This window comes from Lachnospira sp., assembly GCF_016290755.1.
GTDB lineage: Bacteria > Bacillota > Clostridia > Lachnospirales > Lachnospiraceae > Lachnospira > Lachnospira multipara.
Window position 1 is genome coordinate 1 of record NZ_JAEEVD010000046.1, and the last position, 20543, is coordinate 20543.

Annotated in this window: 24 protein-coding genes and 1 riboswitch; of the genes, 1 reads left to right on the forward strand and 23 read right to left on the reverse strand. The window is 33.8% G+C overall.

The genetic code is table 11. From position 1 onward, the window contains the following. The 16 genes from alaS to QVA17_RS10075 form a co-directional block, all read right to left on the reverse strand. On the reverse strand, window positions 1–1343 hold a 1343-nt coding region (gene alaS / locus QVA17_RS10000; protein ID WP_287388589.1), incomplete at its 3' end, for an alanine--tRNA ligase. A gap of 193 nt (window positions 1344–1536) precedes the next feature. Further along, window positions 1537–1695 (reverse strand): hypothetical protein, encoded by a 159-nt coding sequence (locus tag QVA17_RS10005; RefSeq protein WP_287388590.1) that lies wholly within the window; start codon window positions 1693–1695, stop codon window positions 1537–1539. Between the two features lie 88 nt (window positions 1696–1783). Next, window positions 1784–3472, reverse strand: a complete 1689-nt coding sequence (locus tag QVA17_RS10010) for a MutS-related protein (protein ID WP_287388593.1) — start codon at window positions 3470–3472, stop codon at window positions 1784–1786. A gap of 18 nt (window positions 3473–3490) precedes the next feature. Next, on the reverse strand, window positions 3491–4201 hold the full coding sequence (gene deoD / locus QVA17_RS10015) for a purine-nucleoside phosphorylase (RefSeq protein WP_287388596.1): 711 nt from the start codon (window positions 4199–4201) through the stop codon (window positions 3491–3493). A 119-nt stretch (window positions 4202–4320) separates the two neighbouring features. Beyond that, window positions 4321–4845, reverse strand: a complete 525-nt coding sequence (locus QVA17_RS10020) for an adenine phosphoribosyltransferase (protein WP_027430792.1) — start codon at window positions 4843–4845, stop codon at window positions 4321–4323. Window positions 4846–4932: 87 nt separating this feature from the next. Next, entirely contained in the window at window positions 4933–5163 is a 231-nt protein-coding gene (locus tag QVA17_RS10025) for a hypothetical protein (RefSeq protein WP_027430793.1), read from the reverse strand. 18 nt (window positions 5164–5181) lie between these two features. Further along, window positions 5182–7248, reverse strand: a complete 2067-nt coding sequence (recG, locus tag QVA17_RS10030) for an ATP-dependent DNA helicase RecG (protein WP_287388602.1) — start codon at window positions 7246–7248, stop codon at window positions 5182–5184. 102 nt (window positions 7249–7350) lie between these two features. Then, complete coding sequence (locus tag QVA17_RS10035) at window positions 7351–9048, reverse strand: DAK2 domain-containing protein (protein ID WP_287388605.1); 1698 nt, start codon at window positions 9046–9048, stop codon at window positions 7351–7353. An 86-nt stretch (window positions 9049–9134) separates the two neighbouring features. After that, window positions 9135–9494 (reverse strand): Asp23/Gls24 family envelope stress response protein, encoded by a 360-nt coding sequence (locus QVA17_RS10040; protein ID WP_027430796.1) that lies wholly within the window; start codon window positions 9492–9494, stop codon window positions 9135–9137. A 281-nt stretch (window positions 9495–9775) separates the two neighbouring features. Further along, window positions 9776–9961, reverse strand: coding sequence for a 50S ribosomal protein L28 (rpmB, locus tag QVA17_RS10045; RefSeq protein ID WP_027430797.1), 186 nt, complete (start codon window positions 9959–9961; stop codon window positions 9776–9778). Window positions 9962–10086: 125 nt separating this feature from the next. Next, window positions 10087–10476, reverse strand: coding sequence for a GerW family sporulation protein (locus QVA17_RS10050; protein ID WP_287388610.1), 390 nt, complete (start codon window positions 10474–10476; stop codon window positions 10087–10089). Window positions 10477–10524: 48 nt separating this feature from the next. After that, window positions 10525–11619 (reverse strand): DUF2953 domain-containing protein, encoded by a 1095-nt coding sequence (locus QVA17_RS10055; protein WP_287388613.1) that lies wholly within the window; start codon window positions 11617–11619, stop codon window positions 10525–10527. Window positions 11620–11631: 12 nt separating this feature from the next. Further along, window positions 11632–11958, reverse strand: coding sequence for a hypothetical protein (locus tag QVA17_RS10060; RefSeq protein WP_287388616.1), 327 nt, complete (start codon window positions 11956–11958; stop codon window positions 11632–11634). Window positions 11959–12168: 210 nt separating this feature from the next. Next, on the reverse strand, window positions 12169–13545 hold the full coding sequence (locus QVA17_RS10065) for a hypothetical protein (protein WP_287388619.1): 1377 nt from the start codon (window positions 13543–13545) through the stop codon (window positions 12169–12171). An 83-nt stretch (window positions 13546–13628) separates the two neighbouring features. Continuing rightward, window positions 13629–14906, reverse strand: coding sequence for a diaminopimelate decarboxylase (locus QVA17_RS10070; protein ID WP_287388623.1), 1278 nt, complete (start codon window positions 14904–14906; stop codon window positions 13629–13631). Between the two features lie 272 nt (window positions 14907–15178). Beyond that, entirely contained in the window at window positions 15179–15391 is a 213-nt protein-coding gene (locus QVA17_RS10075) for a hypothetical protein (RefSeq protein WP_287388626.1), read from the reverse strand. A gap of 198 nt (window positions 15392–15589) precedes the next feature. Between QVA17_RS10075 and QVA17_RS10080 the strand changes: the two genes are divergently transcribed. Next, entirely contained in the window at window positions 15590–16123 is a 534-nt protein-coding gene (locus QVA17_RS10080; RefSeq protein ID WP_287388629.1) for an AAA family ATPase, read from the forward strand. Window positions 16124–16289: 166 nt separating this feature from the next. Here QVA17_RS10080 and QVA17_RS10085 read toward each other — a convergent pair whose 3' ends face one another. The 7 genes from QVA17_RS10085 to QVA17_RS10115 all read right to left on the reverse strand — a co-directional run bounded on the left by QVA17_RS10085 (window position 16290) and on the right by QVA17_RS10115 (window position 20201). Then, window positions 16290–17534, reverse strand: a complete 1245-nt coding sequence (locus QVA17_RS10085) for a hypothetical protein (protein ID WP_287388638.1) — start codon at window positions 17532–17534, stop codon at window positions 16290–16292. 259 nt (window positions 17535–17793) lie between these two features. After that, on the reverse strand, window positions 17794–18057 hold the full coding sequence (locus QVA17_RS10090; RefSeq protein WP_287388641.1) for a prevent-host-death protein: 264 nt from the start codon (window positions 18055–18057) through the stop codon (window positions 17794–17796). Between the two features lie 159 nt (window positions 18058–18216). After that, complete coding sequence (locus QVA17_RS10095) at window positions 18217–18504, reverse strand: hypothetical protein (protein ID WP_287388644.1); 288 nt, start codon at window positions 18502–18504, stop codon at window positions 18217–18219. A gap of 30 nt (window positions 18505–18534) precedes the next feature. Further along, on the reverse strand, window positions 18535–18804 hold the full coding sequence (locus QVA17_RS10100) for a hypothetical protein (RefSeq protein WP_287388646.1): 270 nt from the start codon (window positions 18802–18804) through the stop codon (window positions 18535–18537). Window positions 18805–18930: 126 nt separating this feature from the next. Beyond that, window positions 18931–19152 carry a hypothetical protein gene (locus QVA17_RS10105; protein WP_287388648.1) on the reverse strand — a complete coding sequence of 74 codons (222 nt, stop codon included), beginning with the start codon at window positions 19150–19152 and terminating at the stop codon, window positions 18931–18933. Window positions 19153–19315: 163 nt separating this feature from the next. Then, window positions 19316–20038: a nuclease-related domain-containing protein gene (locus QVA17_RS10110; protein WP_287388651.1), complete on the reverse strand. Its 723-nt coding sequence runs from the start codon at window positions 20036–20038 to the stop codon at window positions 19316–19318. Window positions 20039–20054: 16 nt separating this feature from the next. After that, window positions 20055–20201, reverse strand: a complete 147-nt coding sequence (locus QVA17_RS10115; RefSeq protein WP_287388654.1) for a hypothetical protein — start codon at window positions 20199–20201, stop codon at window positions 20055–20057. Window positions 20202–20435: 234 nt separating this feature from the next. Continuing rightward, window positions 20436–20511: riboswitch (cyclic di-GMP riboswitch) on the reverse strand. Window positions 20512–20543: the final 32 nt, after the last annotated feature.

The window sequence follows — 20543 nt, forward strand, 5'->3', positions numbered from 1 at the left end:
TCATACACTGTTGCGTCAGCGCCCATGTAGTTAGTAGTCTTTCTAGCATTACGAGCCTTAACTCTCTGCTCTTCCATAGCTGCCCTAAAGCCTTCTTCATCAACAGTAATATCTTTTTCTTCAAGGATTTCCTTTGTTAAATCAATAGGGAATCCGTAAGTATCATATAACTTAAATGTATCAGCACCGCTAAGAACCTTAGAGTTGTTCTTTGCAAGCTCATCCATCATATCGTTAAGAATTGTAAGACCCTGATCAATTGTCTTATTAAACTTATCTTCTTCTTCAGAGATAACCTTTAAGATAAATGTCTTCTTCTCTTCTAACTCTGGGTAACCATCCTTAGAACCTTCTATAACTGTCTCACATAATTCACCAAGGAACTTATGGTTAATTCCAAGTAATCTACCATGTCTAGCTGCTCTTCTAAGTAATCTTCTAAGAACATAGCCTCTACCTTCGTTAGAAGGCATGATACCATCTGATACCATAAATGTTACAGAACGAATGTGGTCTGTAATAACACGGATAGAAACATCCTGCTTTTCAGAATCCTTATACTTAACACCAGCGATTTCGCAAACCTTGTCACGAAGTGCCTGTAATGTATCTACATCAAAGATAGAATCTACATCCTGAACAACTACAGCAAGTCTTTCAAGACCCATACCTGTATCGATGTTCTTCTGAACTAATTCTGTGTAGTTACCCTTACCGTCGTTGTTAAACTGTGAGAAAACGTTATTCCATACTTCCATGAATCTGTCGCCTTCGCCACCCATAACATCCTCAGGGCCTGTACCGTACTTTTCACCACGGTCATAATAGATTTCAGAACATGGACCACAAGGACCAGCACCATGCTCCCAGAAGTTATCTTCCTTACCAAATCTATAAATTCTATCAGCTGCAACGCCGATTTCCTTATTCCAAATTTCAAAAGCTTCATCATCATCAACATAAACTGAAGGATATAATCTGTCTGGATCAATACCTACAACTTCTGTTAAAAATTCCCATGACCAATGAATAGCTTCTGTCTTAAAATAATCACCAAATGAGAAATTACCAAGCATTTCAAAGAAAGTACCGTGTCTTGCAGTCTTACCAACGTTCTCGATATCACCTGTTCTGATACACTTCTGACATGTTGTAACTCTTCTCTTAGGTGGAATTTCCTGACCTGTAAAATAAGGCTTTAAAGGAGCCATACCTGAATTAATAATAAGTAAACTGTTATCATTGTGAGGAACTAAAGAAAAGCTCTTCATTCTAAGATGTTCTTTGCTTTCAAAGAAATCAAGATATAACTTTCTTAGTTCGTTTACACCTCTGTACTGCACTGTTTCTTCCTCCCAAATGCTATAATAAATTTTTAATAATTAACAAAAAATAATCGTGTCTTTATGCTATCTAGTTCTAAAGACACTAGCTAAATATAACTCAATTATTTGTTTCTGTCAATGAAACAAGGGTTTAAAGGCCTTTGCAATAAAAAAAGACAGGCCAAACACTGACCTGTCTATAAAATAATAATTATTTATCTTCTTCCCTAACCTTTGCAGCCTTTTTAGCATCTGAGGACTTGCGTAATTTACCACCGATCATACAAGCACAAACGATTGCAGCAATATAAACTACAAACTTAACTGCCTCATAACAAATTTCGCCACCTAAAGTAGTAAGTACAACCATTAAAACGCCTCCAAATTAATTTTATTTGTGTTAATCACCTTCGTGGTATCCCACACATATATATATTGCTATTATATAACATTTGCCCCTAAATTTCAACTTTCCAGCTAGCATTCTCTAAGAAATATGCTGCTCTCTCATTTGATTTATCTACAATTTCTTTATCAAATCCAAGGACTGATAATAGCTTTATGGCATTTCTTGTAGTTGCTGGTCCCTTGTGAAGCTTATAGTCAAATAAAACTTCATCATCTGTTACATTTTCTCTAAAATGATAATTCTCATACTCTTTCTCAAGTAGTGTTGTAAGCTCTACGTCATGAGTTGCCGCAAATACAAAGGCCTTTGACTTGCCTAGGCTTGATAGTATCTGAGTTGATGCAGCCACACGCTCCACTGTGTTAGTACCCTTTAAAACCTCATCAATAAAGATAAGTAAAGGCTTCTTATTATCATCAAGACTATCAAAGATTCGCTTAATAGACTTAATCTCTACAATATAGTAACTATTATTAGCCTCTAAATCGTCTCGAAGTGCCATAGAAGAATAGATTCTAAACTTTGGTGCCTTATAAGACTTTGAAAGGCTTGTATTAATAGTCTGGCTAAGAATTGCATTAATGGCAACGGTCTTTAAAAATGTAGACTTGCCGGAAGCATTAGAACCTGTAAGAAGTACATTACCGTTCTCACTAATAGAATTAACCACTGGGTTATCAATTAGTGGGTGATATGCCTCTTCTAAGTTAATAGAGATGTCTCCCTCCACAAATTCCGGAACGCTATAGTATGGCAAGCTCTTTCTAAAGGAAGCAATGGCAATTGTAGACTCAATAAAGCCTAAAACGTCCATAAGCTCGTAGATTTCCTGTTCCTTATTATTAAGTAACTTAACCATATTGTTAAACTTAATCAAGTCAATATGAGTAAGCATTCTTAAATAGTCCATAATAATCTCGGAAATAGAGCCTGTTACATTGCCTGTTTCAAGCATTGCTGAGTTATTATAAATCTTACTAAAGGCCTTTGATAATTCCTTTAATCTAGCATTAGAGTCTGCAAGGAAATCCAAATCAAGATTTACAATATCCTTTGAAGCCTTAATCATCTTAACAATCTGATTTATACAAACAAAATATCTCTCCACATCCGCCTTAAATCTGTAATATGTAACCACACAAAAAATCATAGCAACAATTACAAGTAAAATTCCAATGGATGGATTAATTGCAAGTAAAACCACTAAAGAAGCGATTAAAAGAATAGGCGATAGATAATTTGCAATATTAGACTTTGGCTTTAATTCCACAATCATGTCCACATAATCAGACACTGCCATATGCTTAGCATATCCAATAAATGCAAAAATCTTTTGAATCTTAAATCTACTATCCTCATCCTCATCAAAGGAATTAGCGTAATCATTAATTTTCTTTAATTCTTCTTCAGACTTATCCGTCTCGCGAATCATTTTATATAAGTATTCCTGACCAATTGAAGAGTTGGTATTATTAAGGGCATGGAAAACTCTATCCATATCTAGGTCATTCCAGCTAATATCATCAACACATTCTCCACTTGACCTATTCTTATAAAAATGTGTAATCTGCTCAAGTTCATCTAGGCTAGTCTTCTTATTTGCCCTTTTGCCATAAGATTTCTTAAGTCTTTTGTGTAGCTTTATTCTTGCTGCCCTTCTTTGTGAAATGTAGGCATAAATAATAGAAACTATTGCTGCTATTATTATTAGTATCCAAACGATGTCCTTATTATTCATAAATTCAAGTCTCCTAAATTAAAGATTAATAGCAGTATTAAGTGCAATTTCCATCATATTAGTAAAGCTAGTCTGTCTCTGATATGCATCAAGCTCTTCATTCTTATAAAGATGGTCACTGATAGTTAAAATGCAAAGCGCATTCTTACCTAGTCTCTGAGCATTTAAGTAAAGAGCTGCCGATTCCATCTCTACACAAAGCACGCCCATCTTCTTCCATAGGTCATTAGCATCTTTATCATCTGAATAGAAAGTATCTGATGATAATACATTTCCAACAGTTACATCAATACCAAGCTTTGCAGCCTCATCATAAGCTGTCTTTAAAAGTGTAAAGTTAGCAGTTGGTGCAATTGTACCTGGTAATTTATACTGGGCTGCATAATTTGAATTAGTAGAAGCTGTAGAAGCTAAAACTACATCCATGCAAGAAAGATTATCTGATAGAGCCCCTGCAGAACCGATTCTAATAATATTATCTACGTCATACATGCTATAGAGCTCATAGCTATAGATTCCAATTGATGGCATACCCATGCCGCTTCCCATTACAGAAACCTTCTTGCCCTTATATTCACCTGTATATCCAAACATATTTCTTACAGTGTTAAACTGTGTTACATTTTCAAGGAATGTATCTGCAATAAACTTAGCTCTTAGCGGATCCCCTGGCATAAGAACAGTCTTTGCAATGTCACCTAAATTAGCTGCGTTATGTGGTGTACTCATATTAATCCTCCAATCTTTTAAAAAAAGTAGTGCACTTTATAAATAAAACACACTACTTCTTAATATCTAATATTATAAACTAATAATTAAGATTTAGGAATTAAAACTTTCTAAATTAATTACTTTCCTTCATACTTAATTACTGCATCTACATTGTATCCCTTTAACTTGTCTCTGCCCTTTAAGCCTTCAAGTTCCATTAAGAATACAACCTTAACTACTTCACCACCAAGCTCTTCGATAAGCTTAATGATTGCTTCAATTGTTCCGCCTGTAGCGATTAAGTCATCTACAATAACTACCTTCTGACCTGGCTTGATAGAATCTTTATGTAATTCAACAACGGCTGTTCCATATTCAAGAGCGTATTCCATAGAAACTGTCTCGCAAGGAAGCTTACCCTTCTTTCTTGCAGGTACAAATCCCTTGTGGTTCTTATAAGCGATTGGAACACCAAAAATAAATCCTCTAGATTCTGGTCCAACTACAACATCATAATCTACGTCCTTTAATAAGTTATCAATCTCATCAATTGCTAACTGGAAGCCATCTGGATCCTGAAGTACTGTTGTGACATCTCTAAATACGATGCCTTCCTTAGGGAAATCTGGAATACTTCTTACATAATCTTCAACCTTTTTCATTGTAACAAACTCCTTAATATGTTTAAACTATTAATATCATAAAATGACGCACTTCTCATTATAGCATAAAAATTTCGTTTTGTATAACTATTCATCAAATTCACACAAAACATAATAGCCCCTACTTGTTTCACCAACTTCCTTAACCACGCCTTTTCTAGATTTTAAGCGCTCTGGAGTTGTGAAGTTACCAGACATAGCTACCGCAGGTTCAATAGTATAATAATAACTACTAGGTAATTTTCCCTCAGTAATTTCCACTACATCCCCTTCTTTTACTAAACCTGGTCTACTCATAGTAAATGACATCTCTCTCATATCTTAAGCCTCGATTCTTTAAATATTAATCTTATCTAGCACCTTACCCCTATATTCTATCACTTTTTCCTTAAGCAGTGCATTTTCATCACTCTCTAAATTATTGTCTGCGTCATAAATTAGCTTAGCCGCATCACTAGCCTCTTTTAGGGTTTGTGCATCTGCAAATATATCCGCAATGCCAAAATTAAAATCTCCGCTTTGTCTTACGCCAAAAAAGTCGCCAGGGCCACGAAGCTCTAGATCTTTTCTTGCTATCTCAAAGCCGTCGTTACTATTTTTTAAAATATCTAATCTTTTCTTAATCTTCTCTGACTTTTTACCTGTCATAAAGATACAGTAACTCTGAGCATCACCTCGACCAACACGGCCCCTTAGCTGATGTAGTCCCGCAAGTCCAAACATCTCTGAATTCTCAATTAACATAACCGTGGCATTAGGTACATTTACACCAACCTCAATAACCGTTGTGGATACCAAAATATCTATCTCATGTTTAGAAAATCGCCTCATTATCTCTTCCTTTTTGGCAGGCTTTAACTTGCCGTGAAGATATTCAATTCGACAATCTGGCAGGCGCTTTGAAAGCTCTTTAGAGTAATCAATTACATTAGCCCCAGTGAAATTCTCACTTTCCTCAACCATTGGACAAATAACATAACACTGATGTCCTGCCTTTACTTCCCTTTCTAAAAACTTGTCGGCATTATCTCTGTAAGATTCGTCAACGACTGCATTTTTAATAGGCAAACGGCCCTTTGGCAGCTCATCAATTACGGAAATATCCAAATCTCCATAAAGAATAATAGCCAAGGTTCTTGGAATCGGTGTAGCAGACATAACCAAAATGTGTGGTCGTCTTCCCTTATTAGAAAAGCTCTCTCTTTGGGCAACGCCAAATCGATGCTGCTCATCTGTTATAACAAGGGCCAAATCCTTATATTCTAGCTTTTCCTGAATAAGAGCATGAGTTCCAATTATAATCTGCGCCTCTCCAGACTGAATTCGCTCGTAGGCTAGGCGCTTTTCCTTAGCTGTCATAGAACCCACTAAAAGCTCTATCTTAATATCAAGTCCGTTTTTTTCAATTAAGTCCTTTAAAGATTCAAACTGCTGAATGGCAAGAACCTCCGTTGGCACCATCATAGCCCCCTGATAGTTATTTAGAGCAATTTCAAGCAAGGCAATAATGGCCACAATAGTCTTACCAGAACCTACATCGCCCTGAATTAATCTAGACATAATCTTAGGTCCTGTGTAATCAGCCCTAACCTCTTCCACTGTTTTTAGCTGGGCATTAGTTAGTTTAAAGGGTAGACCTTCTATAAATTCATCGATTTTCTCAAGTCGATTAATTTCATAAATATTTGGATTAGTCTCCTTTGAAGATTTCAAGCTAAGTGTTGCTAGAATAAAGAGGAAAAACTCCTCGAATGACAGTCTATGTCTAGCATTGATATAATCATCAAACTCTTTTGGAAAATGTATATTCTGCATAGCAAAATTGTGCTCCGCCAGCTCATACTTTTCTCTAACCCATAAAGGAATATACTCTGGCTCAAGCCTTTCCTCATATTCCTTTAAAAGTCCCGACACCAACTTAGTAAGCATATTATTGGTAATGCCCTTAGTTAAAGGATAAATTGGCATCATGCTTCCTTCAAGTTCTTTATAAGCAGCCCTCGTAAAGAGCTTTGGCTGCTCGAAAGTCCACATTTTCCTAGCCTTATTAATTATCCCTCTGAAAATGTATCTAGCCCCTAACTTAAAATTGTTCTTTAAAAATGGCATATTAAAGAAAGTTACTTTAAAGGCATCACCATTTTCATCCTTTAGATTAACCGAAAGGATCTTTAATTTACCATTGCCATAGATGTCAGGGCTTTTAATTACAACACCCTCCATAGCAACAACACTTCCTTCTAAATCCTCATCCGCTTCTAAATCTGCTACTCTTACAGGCTCTTCGTAGATGTCGTATTTTCTTGGATAATGCTTTAATAAATCCTCAGTAGTATAAATATTTAGTTGTGAAAAATAGCTAGCAGTCTTTTCGCCCACTCCCTTTAAAGCCTTAATATCCATGCTGTCCCCTTATTATTCTTAATCTTAGATAGTCTTAGATAAAAAATTAATCAACGCATAAAACTTATGCGTTGATTAATCTAAATTCATTATTAATATTAATTATTCTACTGAAACGATGTAGTAATATACTGGCTGTCCGCCGTACTGTAATTCAACTTCCTTATCAGCGAACTTATTCTTAATAGCCTCAACTGCTTCGTTAGCAGCTTCTTCTGTAACATCACTACCATAATAAACAGTAACAAGTTCAGCATCATCAAACATTAAATCATCAACTAATTCAACAAGAGTTGTGTGCATATCAGTACCTACTGATGAAAGTCCCTTATCGCCTAAGCCAATGAAGTTTTCCTTCTTAATTTCCTTGCCATCAATAGATGTATCTCTTACTGCATATGTTAACTGACCTGACTTAACAAGGCTTAAGCCTTCTGTCATAGCCTCTGTATTCTCTTCTTCAGATCTTGTTGCCTCAAAGTTAATTAAACTTGAAATACCCTGAGGTACAGTCTTTGTAGGAATAACGATCATCTTCTTATCTTCAATAATGCTTGCAGCCTGGTTAGAAGCTAAGATAATGTTACCGTTATTAGGTAAGACATAAATAACTTCTGCATTAATCTTATCTGCAGCATTTAAGATATCTTCTGTTGAAGGGTTCATTGTCTGACCACCTTCAATAACCTCGTCGCAACCTAAATCTCTAAAGATCTGGCCAATACCTTCACCAGGTGCAATTGTAATAAAACCAAAATCCTTCTTAGGCTCATTACTTGCCTTAGCTTCATTAACCTTATTCATTGCATCACTTGCGGCAGCAGCCTGCTTTTCAGCCTGAGTAACAAGTTTCTCATTATGCTCTTCACGCATATTATCAATCTTCATCTTAGTTAATGAGCCATACTTTAAGCCTTCTTCGAAAGCTAAACCTGGATGGTTAGTATGAACGTGAATCTTAACAATATCATCAAGAGATACACATACAATAGAATCACCAATTGACTCTAAGAACTTCTTAAATTCCTTCTCATCCTTTTCTGTGAATTCTCTCTCTAAATTTACAATAAATTCAGTACAATAACCGAACTTAATTTCAACATTCTCAATAGCAGCGCCAACGCCTGCCTTGCCTTCTGATTCTGGCTTGTTATCTGTTTCAGTAATTGTAAAATCTGTTACCTTACCTGTTAAGGCATCATAACAACCCTTAAGAACAACTACTAAACCCTGTCCGCCTGAATCTACTACGCCAGCTTCCTTTAATACTGGAAGCATATCTGGAGTCTTAGATAAAACAAATTCTGCTTCATCTATAAGTTTTGCAATAAACTCTTCCACATCGTCTGTCTCTGCTGCAAGTGTAGCTGCCTTATCAGAAATACCCTTAGCTACTGTAAGGATTGTTCCTTCCTTAGGCTTCATAACTGCTTTATATGCTGTTTCTGTAGCTCTTTGACATGCTAGAGCAATAGTTTCAACATTAATCTCTGTTGTAGACTTAACCTCTCTAGTAAAACCTCTTAAAAGCTGTGATAAAATAACACCTGAATTTCCTCTAGCTCCTCTTAATGAACCTGATGAAATCGCCTTTGATAAACTGGCCATATTAGGATTAGCAATTGTACTAACTTCTCTTGCTGCTGACAAAATTGTCATAGTCATATTAGTACCTGTATCTCCATCTGGAACTGGGAAAACGTTTAAGTCGTTGATCCATTCCTTATTAGCCTCTAGATTCTTAGCTCCAGCAAGAAACATCTTTTGCATAAGCGATGCATCTATAGTTTTTGTAGCCACTTTTAAATCCTCCATTCTGCTAAGCCCTTGCTTAGCATTAAATAAAATAATCCTATAATAATTTCTATGTTAATAAATATTAAAGACTAGTCAATTACTCTAACGCCTTCAACAAATATATTAATCTTCTTAATTTCAAGGCCTGTAAATTCAGAAACCTTGTACTTAATATTCTGTATTAAGTTATCAGATACTGTATTAATGCTGACACCATACGAAACGATAACGTGGAAATCGATAGTGATCTTGTTATCTTCATCTATATCAACCTTAATACCTCTTGTTAAACTGTCGCCACGAAGAAGCTTAACCAAACCATCCTTCATGCTTACTGCAGCCATACCAACAATACCAAAGCATTCAATAGCTGTTGAACCAGCGTATTGTGCAATAACCTCAGGATCAATAGAAACCCTTCCTAACTCATTATCAAGAATACCCTTCATATCTCGCCTCCGCTCTGCGTCTTGATTTATTGGGACGGTAATTACCGAAAGCTTGCGCAGAAAACTTTATCCCTATAGAAAAACTATCTCTAAGTTTCTTTAATGATGTCATTATACTATTATAAAGGCCTAAATTCAAGATTTGGCCCCTTTGGTAAATGATAAAACTTTTCTTATACGTGTATATAATAAAATTTCAGGCAAAAAATAAAGTGAATTACGTATATATAAATATTCCGCAATTCACCTTAATTACCTAAAGTTATTCGCATAGGCGTCAATTAAGCACGCTCTACAGCACCTGAACGTAAGCATGATGTACAAACATACATCTTCTTAGATCCACCTTCAACCTTAACTCTAACAGACTTAACGTTAGCATTCCAAATCTTATTTGATCTTCTATGAGAATGGCTCACAGCATTTCCAAAGTGAGCACTTTTTTCACAAATCGCACATTTTGCCATTACTATAACACCTCCTTATCAAACTTGGGGGTATTTTACCCACAACAGTCGTTATTATATCAGATAAAAATTAATAATGCAACAATATTTTATAATTTAAAAAATAATCTATAGTATCTTTAATACTACTCTGTAATATCGTCAATTGCCTTATCAATTTCCTCATCTGTCTCTACTTTTCCAGACTTACCTGTAAATCTGTCAATAATATCTGGCGCCATATCTAAGATCTTAGTAACTGTATCCTGATTCTTAACGTTGACTAACTTAGTTGCACCATTCTGAATTACAAGAACTGCACTAGGAGATATCTTACCTGTCATAGCTCCACCAGCATTATTCTTCTTTTCTCCAGCAAATGCGCCTGCTCCTACACCAAAAGATACATCAACTAAAGGTAAAATAATAGTATCGTTTACCTTAACTGCATCTCCAACTACAGTCTTAGCTGAAATAAAAGCATCCATGCCTTTAAAAAGCGATGCTACTGTTGTATCAAAGTTATTATTAGCCATAGATTTCCTCCCTTACTATAATACATTGCTAATTATACCACATCTAAGCTATTTGAAAACCAACTCTTTAAATTTTTTATTTAAGAATAGCTTAACTACAATTATTACTAGAAAAATTAATTGAAAGCTGCCCTTTAATAGGATTTCTCCTTCTTTAACTTCTTCTTCAAAATCTGGATTTATCTTCATATCAAGGCCAGTAAGACCATAAAGCACTGATAAATACATCAAGATTTTTCCTGTAGTTGAAGGATCTTCAAAGCCAAAATGTAAATCAATCTTATACTTTTTAGGCTTTAGTAACTTTAAAAGCTCCTTTAGTCTTTGAATTATAAAGGCTAAAAACGCTTTGTTTTCTTCATCTGTTACAAGCTCTTTAATATGATTAATCTTCTTAAAAAGCTTTTCTTTAGCGCCTTTAACTTTTCTTAAGCTATCTGCTATTAAGGAAAGAATTCTTTTAAGTTTACGAACTGTAATTACAAGGATTCGTCTGATTTTCCCAATAAGGCCTTTATTTAATAAATAGTCAAGATCCTTATCAAGTTTCTCTTCTATAGTCTCCTCCTCAAGATCCTCCTCTTCAAAGTCTGACTCATTAGTATTCAGCTCTTTGTCATCCTCTTTTTTTGATTCATCAAGATCAGGACCTGCCCCTAACTCTCCTTCTTTAAATTCCTCATTATAGAATTCATCAAAATGTTCTGTCTTAATATCTATATTAGAAGTCTCTGTCTTTTTAACTTTCTCTGACTTATTTACATTTTCAAGCTCTTCATCCTTAAAGTCATCATCAAAGACATTCTTTTCCTTCTTATCTTTACTAGAGGAAACCATATTAGTCTTAGAAGGAGCTTTATCATCCTCTCCTTGGCTTTCTTCCTCTTTAGAACTTTCTAAGAATTTAAAAAATGCAATCTTGCCCTCATAGCTAAACTCTTTTTCAAATTTAGCGTTGATTCTAAGTAGTCGCAAAAGCCAAGTTAGACTTGCACTAAATTTTAGTTCATTATAATAACTAGCATAAATTTTATATCTAACAGGAACAAATAAAACCAAGCCAAGCACTAGTAAAAGCAGTAAAAGCAAGGCTAGAAGAACTATTCCTATTATTTTCAAAATCAACAAACAAACACCTAGCATCAAACACCCTCTTTAGCCTTTAATCTCAAGAAATTCTCTTATATTAAAGTCCCCTTGTTTTTTATACATCTCATCAATTATCTGTCTTACAAGCTCGTAGCTTTCAGCCTCACCTTTGGCAATACCCACCACTAGGATATCTTCATGATTCTTTTGCTTTTTAAAATGTGGCTGATTAAAGACATTAGCTGAAATAATATCTAATAGATTCTCTGGATTGCTAGCTAGAGTAATAAGATAAGTATCAGAACTAAAGCTGTTTCTTTTGATTTTGGAAAATATTTTAGCTTTATTCTTTCTTGCTTCCTCGCCGTAATATAACTTTTTATAAAATCTCATACAATCCCTCTATTTTAAAATTAGCGGACCTAAAAGAAAACCTTTAAATCCGCTTAAATTCACTATAATCAAGACTCGCTCGCGAGTCTTGCGCGCCGGATTCGGGTCTGCTTTGGCAGACAAATTCCTGTCCGAATCCGTGCGCATCCTCGCGGAGCGTTTAACTCAGTCGGAGCTTGTACTCCGACTGAGTAAATAGTAACACTAATTTTAACCTTTAACAACAGCTTTTATAATTTCAACGCAAGCCTTCATCTCAGCTTCATCGCTACATGCCATTAAAGAAGAATTGATATAATCCTGAATCTCCTTAGTGTCATTAAAGAAAACTGGTAAATTAGAAATTACGCTTGCCATAATAGCTCTCTTAACCATTGATTCCATACCCTTAAAGCTATCGTCTAATTCCTTACAGAGCTTTGCTGCCATATTATCAGCATAAGAATCCTCAGGAATATCCTCTTCATTCTCCACCTTAAATAGAGAAACGAAGTCACTACCTGACTGAAGCTTTGTAACCTGTAAAAGCTTTTCATAGCCTACAAGACTTTCTACATCAAGCTTATCCTTTAATTCGTTATTAACATAGTCAATAATGAAGTCTGAGCTTGAAATATTCTCTAAAAGCTTTTCCTGCTTACCTTCAAAGTTTACGAAATTCTCAGCAATCTCATCCATACCAACACGAGTAATATAAGCCTTACCTGTCTCAAGAATAATATTCTTTGCAAGGTCAAGTTCTTCATTAAGGCCAAGACTTGTGCTGCTTGTAAGGGAAATTGTAAGCGCATCATTAATTACCTGAGTAAGTAAAACGTAAGAATCAGCTAAAGCATTGATTCTTTCACTTGCTAAATCAAAGGCCTTTCTTAACTGATCAAACTCATCCTTTGAAAGATTTGAATAGCTTGCAGATTCTAACCTTTCAATAGCAACAGCCACATCACCAAATTCAGAAATATCTCCTAAATCCTTTAACATTGCTGTAGTTGAAAGTGAGTAATAAAAGTCATCAATAGTCTTTTTCATAGCGCCATGATGAAGACTAAAGGCATCCTCAATATGGTCATAGAACTTACCCTTTGACATTCTCATTGGAAGCTGGCCAATGATTTCAGCAATCTTAGTATTAATTACTAGATTGTCCTTATCCTTTAAAATGTAATGCATTACATCATTAGTCAAATAAGTGTTATAGTACTCCTTATCAAGTTCTGCTTCTTTGTACTTATACTCGATTCTATTTAAAACATATTCGTAAATTCTAAGTCTATCAACGATGTTAGTAATCTTCTCCATCTTTTCAATAAGCTTATTTCTAATTTCACTAAGCTTACTATCGGCATCCTCTGTCTCGCCTTTTAAGATATCCTCAAGGACTGTCTTAACATTTTCAAAATTACTAACAAAAGTATCATCTATGTCTTCTTCAAGTAAAATATCTACTAAAGTGTAGTAATTCATAGATAATTTAATGGCTCCAAGTGTACTATAGAGCGAAGAAGCTGATTTCAAATATAATAAAAGATTCTCATCTAAATCCTTACCCTTATTTATTTCATTTGCAATATAAGATAAATTTTTCAAAATGCTCTCCCTTTCTCTTCTTTTTAGAAACATAGTTTATAATACACTTTCGCCGACTTTAAATCAATATTATTAAGTCCTAACTAGTTAAGAACTTTCTTATAAAAATCGCAGAAATCAAATGTCTGGAAATAATCCTTTGGTGTCTCTGCTCTTCTAATCATCTCAACAGAACCATCTTCCTTAAGTAAAAGTTCTGAAGAACGAAGCTTACCATTGTACTGATAACCCATGGCAAAGCCGTGAGCACCTGTATCGTGTATAATAAGGTAATCCCCCATATCAATCTTTGGTAACTTTCTATCAATAGCAAACTTATCATTATTCTCACAAAGCGAGCCAGTTACATCATAAGTGTGATCACAAACTGCATCTTCCTTACCTGCTACTGTAATATGATGGTAAGCACCATACATAGCTGGTCTCATAAGATTTACTGCACAAGCATCAAGGCCAATGTATTCCTTATGTGTATGCTTTTCATGAATTGCCTGAGAAACAAGGCAACCGAAAGGAGCTAGCATAAATCTACCAAGTTCTGTAAAGATAGCAACATCTCCAAGGCCTGCTGGTACTAATACTTCATCAAATACCTTATGAACACCCTCACCAATTACAAGAATATCATTAGGTGTCTGCTCTGGCTTATAAGCTACACCAACACCACCGGAAAGATTGATAAATTCAATGCTAACTCCTGTCTTTTCCTTTAATTCAACTGCAAGCTCGAATAAAATCTTTGCAAGTGTTGGATAGTAATCATTAGATACTGTGTTACTTGCAAGGAAAGAATGGATACCAAAATGCTTAACTCCCTTAGACTTTAAAATCTTGAAGGCTTCAATAATCTGCTCGTGAGTCATACCATACTTAGCATCTCCAGGATTATCCATAATATCTGTACCCATCTTGAAATATCCGCCTGGGTTAAATCTGCAGCTCATTGTTTCTGGAAGCTTGCCCCCTGCAATATTCTCTAAAAACTCAATATGAGTAATATCATCTAAATTAATTGTTGCACCAATCTTTAGGGCATATTCATACTCCTCAGCTGGTGTATCATTTGAAGAAAACATAATCTCTTCTGGCTTACACTCCAAAGCATTAGCCATCATAAGCTCTGTAAGTGAAGAACAATCTAGGCCGCAACCATAATCTCTTAAAATGTTAATAATAAAAGGATTTGGAGTTGCCTTTACAGCAAAATATTCTCTATATCCCTTATTCCATGAAAAAGCCTGCTTTAACTTTGCAGCATTTTCTCTAATGCCCTTCTCATCGTATAGATGGAATGGTGTTGGATATGTCTTTACAATATCCTTGATTTGTTCTAGTGATACGAATGTTTTTTTACTTCCCATTTGCGACCTCTTTTCCTACATTTACTATATTCATTGTATGCAATCAAACAGTGACAAAACTCGATAACATCAAGAAAAGCGCCGGTTAAATTGCACTTTTTGATAGTATAATATCAGGCTAACCTTGTCAAGTAAGATACATGAAACTTTTACAGTTTACCATGTTAAAATGTATATACAGTGCCTCTGATATTGGAAAGCGACTGAAAGAAAGCAATTAACTTAAGCAAAAAAATACAGCCAATTACTGACTGTATTTCGTAATCACTAAATTATGACCAAAAATCTTCCTCTGAAACAAAATCGCCATTTTTCATTTCGGAGTCACTTTTTTCGAGCAATTCTCTTTCCCTTGCAGTTACTTTTGTAAAGTCTGGATCCCATGCGATAACAAGTTTTTTTATTAAAGCATTCACAAGTAAAATATCTTCGTCTGGAAGAATATCTAAAAGTTCTGCAGTCTGCAAAGTCTTTGCTTTTAACATAATAAAATCCTCCTTCAATTTCTCCCAAAGGGAATCCTTCTTAGTAAGGGCATTATATCATTTTATGAACTTTTTGAATAGCCTTTAACTAATACCTTTTATTTTTTATGTTTTTGCTTGAAACACCTGTATTTAATTCAAATCAATTTTATTAAAATCAATTTGAATCAAATTGATTTTAACAAAACGGAGGGCAATATGTTTGTAGGTAGAAAAAAAGAATTAAATTCATTAGAAAAAATCTATTCAAGTCCAAAATTTGGTATGACTGTTATATACGGCCGTAGAAGAATTGGTAAAACCTTTTTGATTACGGAATTTTTAAAAGAGAAAATGGCTATTTTTTATACGGCTACTAAATTGCAGAAATACATTGATACACAATGGCTCGACAAAAACCTTATGATTATACTTTGTGGCTCTTCTTTAAGTTTTATGGAAAATAAAATCTTAAGCGAAGGAACTTGGTGGGGAGTAGAACAATTAAAAGATAAAAATAATAACAGGTATCAGCAATCAGCTGATATCGATGTAGTTGGTATATCTACTGTAGATAACACTGCAATAGTAGGTGAATATAAATTTAAAAATGAAAAGATAGATAAGACAATTTATGAAACATTAATTAGAAGATCTAAATTAATCACAGGTAAATATGCTATAACCCACTATTTATTGTTTTACTCTCTGGTTTTACCGAATGGTTTAGTAACATTGATACATCAAATATAATTTTAATAACGTTAGATGATATGTACAAATAATGCTAATTTTACAATCCCTGCACCCGTTTGATAAATATAGAAGATTGACTATAAAAACCCCTAAGTAGACTTGGTTATTTACCTTGTCTACTTAAGGGGAATCATATCACGAATAGTAGCCCTTTTATATGATATTATTTTAAATTACCTCGCATAAAATTATCAATAATATAACAGTATGAAGCAAAATCTATGATTTGAAGATCTTCTTCTATATCAAAACCAGGAGTAACGCCTTGATTAAGACGTTTTTCTCTCCTAACACGATAGTTTCTATCAATAAGATAATGAGTCTTTCTTTCCATTTCATCTGTTACGAAATAAATATCTGGGTTAATTTTGCATCCGCAATAATCGTATACTTGTGCCTTTAAATCACTTCGTAAAAAATCATGGGATGTAAAGCCCATAACTTCGTTATTATCATTAACAAAGACGTTTAACTCTTTGTTGTAATGAGGTAACTTAGAAATATTAACTTTATCGTCATAAACATATGACTTTAAATTAAGCATAAATTCTTCATAAGTTACATTATAGTCATTAAAACAAATCACATAGCCCCTTAATAATTGAGCAATCAACTCTTTTCTTTTAGAAATGATTAGATAACCACTTTGTTCAGAAGCAACATCATCAAGGTTTCCTAAACCTTCCCTTCTATTTAAGGCATCATCAATAAGCTGGTTGCTGAAAGCTTCAACATCGTGTTCTTTAAAATAGTTCTCTACAAAAGTGTCAGCACTTTCTTCTGTCATTGAATAATTAGTGCCAAAATATTTATTTAATAACTCAAAAGCCCTAGAAATATTACAAGCTCTGATTTCTTTTAAACACTTACTATATAAACGCCATTCTTCATTTTTGTTTTCCTTTGTTTCAGCTTCAAGACTAAGCCAATTTTTAATGTAAATGTTCATGTGTTCTGCTTTAGTTGGATAACTTTCGAATTTGAAAGTTTCGATTGTATCAAAATCACAATCGTTCAAATAATACTCAAAAAAGTCAAAATATAAAAACCTGTTTAAATCACTCATGCCGCTATTTATCTCTTTAATTACAGGAGCTAAAACTGTATAAATGATATATTTTTCTAATTCATCTTTAAAAATATTCATTTTTACCTTATCAGACTTTAGTGCTGCAAGAAGGTAATCATCGTGCATATGTAATAAGTCCATATCTATTTCATCAACACCATTATAGATAAAACCATCTCTTTTAGGACAAAAGAAGGCCTTTTTATTCTTAAAAATTCTTCTATTATCTTTAGCCAATATATTTTTAATTTTATCATAGTTTTTATTTATGATTTTGTTACTTTCTTCTAGCTGTTTCTGGAACGCATCCAAATCTAATGCTTCATTATTATTTCCCATTTTATTACCTCGCTTTACAAATAATTGTTGTTACGCAATAAATATAGAAGATTTTGTTGTGAATTTTAGTCTATATATAAGAATTGTGTTAAATTAACAATTACGTTCTGAAGCTTCTTTTTCGCTTTTTGCATACGCTTTGTTAATCTATCAGTATTCATACCTAAACCTTGTTGAGCATTTCTATTATTGCTTAGCATCCTTGTTTAATCTTTTTTATTTCTTGTTACTAACGCATCAACGTCTAATCTTTTGATACTTATCCAAAATACTTTTTCTCCAATTCCGAAAAAGCCACTTCGGCATCAATAGCTTCCCCTGTTTCCGCAAATTCCTGTTCTGCTTCAAAAATAGCCTGATCGATACGATTTTCCCTAGCAAACCAGTCATAATATTCCGAACTCATTACTACAAGATCACTATACCCGTTCTTTGTAAAATGAATTGGTTCACTATTCTTGTGTACTAATTCTGATACTTTACTTGTATCTCTTAAATCTCTAATTGGTAAAATTATCGGCATAGAAAACACCTCCTATATGTAAGTATAGTGTCGCATAATTATGCTGCGTTGCAAATCAATCTCTACATATCTTGCATACTGCCCCTACCTACGCTACGCTTAGAGGTAGGGGTTTTCTGCGAAAAACTTGATAAAGCAAATATAGAAGAAAAATATTAATTAAGTTTCTTCTTTGCTTTCTTCATCTTGTGATTTGAATACGATTTCCGTCAATTCATTTAGTGTAATATCTCCGTCAACGAAATTATCGCAAAAATATTTAAAAGCGTATTCTTCTGAAAGTTTCTTAGAAAGAAAACTAATAGCCTTTAGACCAGTTTTCTTAGTATTATATTTTTCTCTGATTTTTCTAATGACATCGTATCGGTCTTCATTTTTATATATAATTATTGTTTCAAAAACAAGCTCTAAAATAATGCGAAAAATAACGAGGATTGATAAAATCAACAATATCTTTGATAGACTTAAATTATTATTTCATTGCCCCATTATCAAAGTAGCTGTACCATAAATACTTAAAATAACAGTAGATGTATAAATAAGAACTATTCCATTTATAGTGTCTTGATGTATCCTACCATAATCTACTAAGCCTTTGATATTCTCATCTTCATATTCATCCATAGCCTTTTTAGTTTTTATATCGACTTCCTTTTGAAGCTCTTTGTAACTTCGATTAGTCGTATTTATCAATAGTCCTTCTTTAGTTATTTTAAACGGTTTATTTGTATTATTCGTATTATTCATATTCTGTCCTCTCCATCATTTATTATATATGGAATTAAACCATTAGCTGCAAGCTCACTTGTAATCGACTGTTCAGTTGCTCTGCAATAAGGTAGTCAGAATCCCCTGCCTTTAGGCATGGGAGTGTCAAAAAAACGGAGTAAATTGATGAACTAAATATACAATTAAAACTGTAATCAATATACTAGGTAAAGCTTTTATTGTGCCAACTATAAAATATCCGATGCCAAACCCCACTTGTGCCGCTTTAAGCAAGACATCTTTAACAAGTTTTATTATTTTATATGATATAATGCCTATAGCTAAAATAAAAATTATCATAAATGCTATGGTATTTGTTGTACTCATTTCTTTCTTCCTCCTAAAAATATAAATATTTCTCTATTCTACACTATAAATATAGAAGATTAACAATCGATTTTAATTAATTTGTAGCAGAGTAATTAAATATGAGAACTTTCCTTTTTTATTTCCACAAAAAGGGCACTAAATTAATAGTGCCTTTGTCATATTAACGAAAATCAGCATTAAGTCTAGCTTGTCTCTTTGCATGTTCTTTTAGCTGCTTTGCAGTACCCTTGTACTTTAGAAGCTTCTTATAGATTTCCTTAACTTCTTTATCTGTATAGACATCTTTAGTTGTATGTCTATGAACCACATCCCTGTTGTGTGCAATAATAATATTGCCACCGTATTCTACGTTGCTAAATGTGTAGTCCTCAATAAAATCTTCGTGCTTACCACAATCTGTTACAGCTCCTGTCTTATCATCGAAGATGTTAAACACATAATTAACTACCGATACATTCCAGAATGTATGATTGTCACCAAGAACCTTTTTTAAATTCTTAATGTGATAAGCATTTTGCTTTGAAGGGTTTCTAATTTCGCCCCAATACAAATCATCAATTTTGCCATATACATTACCAGCGTTTTTAAGGTGCTTACACTCGTATACGAAAATACCCTTTCGTGTTACCTCGACCATGTCGATTTCTGTAGTTATCATACTATCACCTGTTGGTATAATTAAGTTTCTAATTGAATGTTCGCCAGATCTCTTTAGACCAGCAACTGTATTTTCCCATTCAGTACCAGCACTTTTCATAGCGTCAACTCGTGCTTTTTCTTCCTTTTTAACTTGCTTCTCTATTGCTTTATCATGTCTTCTCTTATCAAAGAAACTATCTACAATAAAGAAGATTACAATACCTGCGATAATCATTTTAATCATTTTTGTATTTCTCCTTTTACTTTTCAATATTTACTTTAACAAGGCATCTTTTGCAAGATAACTTGTCTATAATCAAGAAAGTGACTACGGTTAAAACAGTAATTAAACCAATTAGTCCAAACCCGATTTTCATTGTTGCCATTATAATTGCCATCTTATCCATATTTTTAATTTCCTTTCTTTTTCTTATCTTTCGTAATAAATATAGAAGATTTTTCAAGGAATTTTAGGCTATATATAACTTTTTGCCTTTTAGACTATTATTCTTCTTGTAAACTTAGTGGTGGGTTTTCATTTCACCAAAATAAATTTACTAGACAAATAAAAAAACGCCATGAACCCATGACGTAGAAAGCTATTGATAGTAATATAATTAAAATATGTGCGAACTTTTATCTATAGCAACTGGCTGGCATGTTAAAGCCCCTTTAGTTTTGTGTCATAAAGTTTCCTTTATTTTACCTTTTATATAATTTGTATAGCAAGAAATATTATATAGGGATGA

Coding starts and splice junctions, on each gene's coding strand:
- QVA17_RS10005 (WP_287388590.1), bottom strand. CDS start 1,695: ATGGTTGTACTTACTACTTTAGGTGGCGAAATTTGTTATGAGGCAGTT.
- QVA17_RS10010 (WP_287388593.1), bottom strand. CDS start 3,472: ATGAATAATAAGGACATCGTTTGGATACTAATAATAATAGCAGCAATA.
- deoD (WP_287388596.1), bottom strand. CDS start 4,201: ATGAGTACACCACATAACGCAGCTAATTTAGGTGACATTGCAAAGACT.
- QVA17_RS10020 (WP_027430792.1), bottom strand. CDS start 4,845: ATGAAAAAGGTTGAAGATTATGTAAGAAGTATTCCAGATTTCCCTAAG.
- QVA17_RS10025 (WP_027430793.1), bottom strand. CDS start 5,163: ATGAGAGAGATGTCATTTACTATGAGTAGACCAGGTTTAGTAAAAGAA.
- recG (WP_287388602.1), bottom strand. CDS start 7,248: ATGGATATTAAGGCTTTAAAGGGAGTGGGCGAAAAGACTGCTAGCTAT.
- QVA17_RS10040 (WP_027430796.1), bottom strand. CDS start 9,494: ATGAAGGGTATTCTTGATAATGAGTTAGGAAGGGTTTCTATTGATCCT.
- rpmB (WP_027430797.1), bottom strand. CDS start 9,961: ATGGCAAAATGTGCGATTTGTGAAAAAAGTGCTCACTTTGGAAATGCT.
- QVA17_RS10050 (WP_287388610.1), bottom strand. CDS start 10,476: ATGGCTAATAATAACTTTGATACAACAGTAGCATCGCTTTTTAAAGGC.
- QVA17_RS10055 (WP_287388613.1), bottom strand. CDS start 11,619: ATGCTAGGTGTTTGTTTGTTGATTTTGAAAATAATAGGAATAGTTCTT.
- QVA17_RS10060 (WP_287388616.1), bottom strand. CDS start 11,958: ATGAGATTTTATAAAAAGTTATATTACGGCGAGGAAGCAAGAAAGAAT.
- QVA17_RS10070 (WP_287388623.1), bottom strand. CDS start 14,906: ATGGGAAGTAAAAAAACATTCGTATCACTAGAACAAATCAAGGATATT.
- QVA17_RS10075 (WP_287388626.1), bottom strand. CDS start 15,391: ATGTTAAAAGCAAAGACTTTGCAGACTGCAGAACTTTTAGATATTCTT.
- QVA17_RS10080 (WP_287388629.1), top strand. CDS start 15,590: ATGTTTGTAGGTAGAAAAAAAGAATTAAATTCATTAGAAAAAATCTAT.
- QVA17_RS10085 (WP_287388638.1), bottom strand. CDS start 17,534: ATGGGAAATAATAATGAAGCATTAGATTTGGATGCGTTCCAGAAACAG.
- QVA17_RS10090 (WP_287388641.1), bottom strand. CDS start 18,057: ATGCCGATAATTTTACCAATTAGAGATTTAAGAGATACAAGTAAAGTA.
- QVA17_RS10100 (WP_287388646.1), bottom strand. CDS start 18,804: ATGAATAATACGAATAATACAAATAAACCGTTTAAAATAACTAAAGAA.
- QVA17_RS10105 (WP_287388648.1), bottom strand. CDS start 19,152: ATGAGTACAACAAATACCATAGCATTTATGATAATTTTTATTTTAGCT.
- QVA17_RS10110 (WP_287388651.1), bottom strand. CDS start 20,038: ATGATTAAAATGATTATCGCAGGTATTGTAATCTTCTTTATTGTAGAT.
- QVA17_RS10115 (WP_287388654.1), bottom strand. CDS start 20,201: ATGGATAAGATGGCAATTATAATGGCAACAATGAAAATCGGGTTTGGA.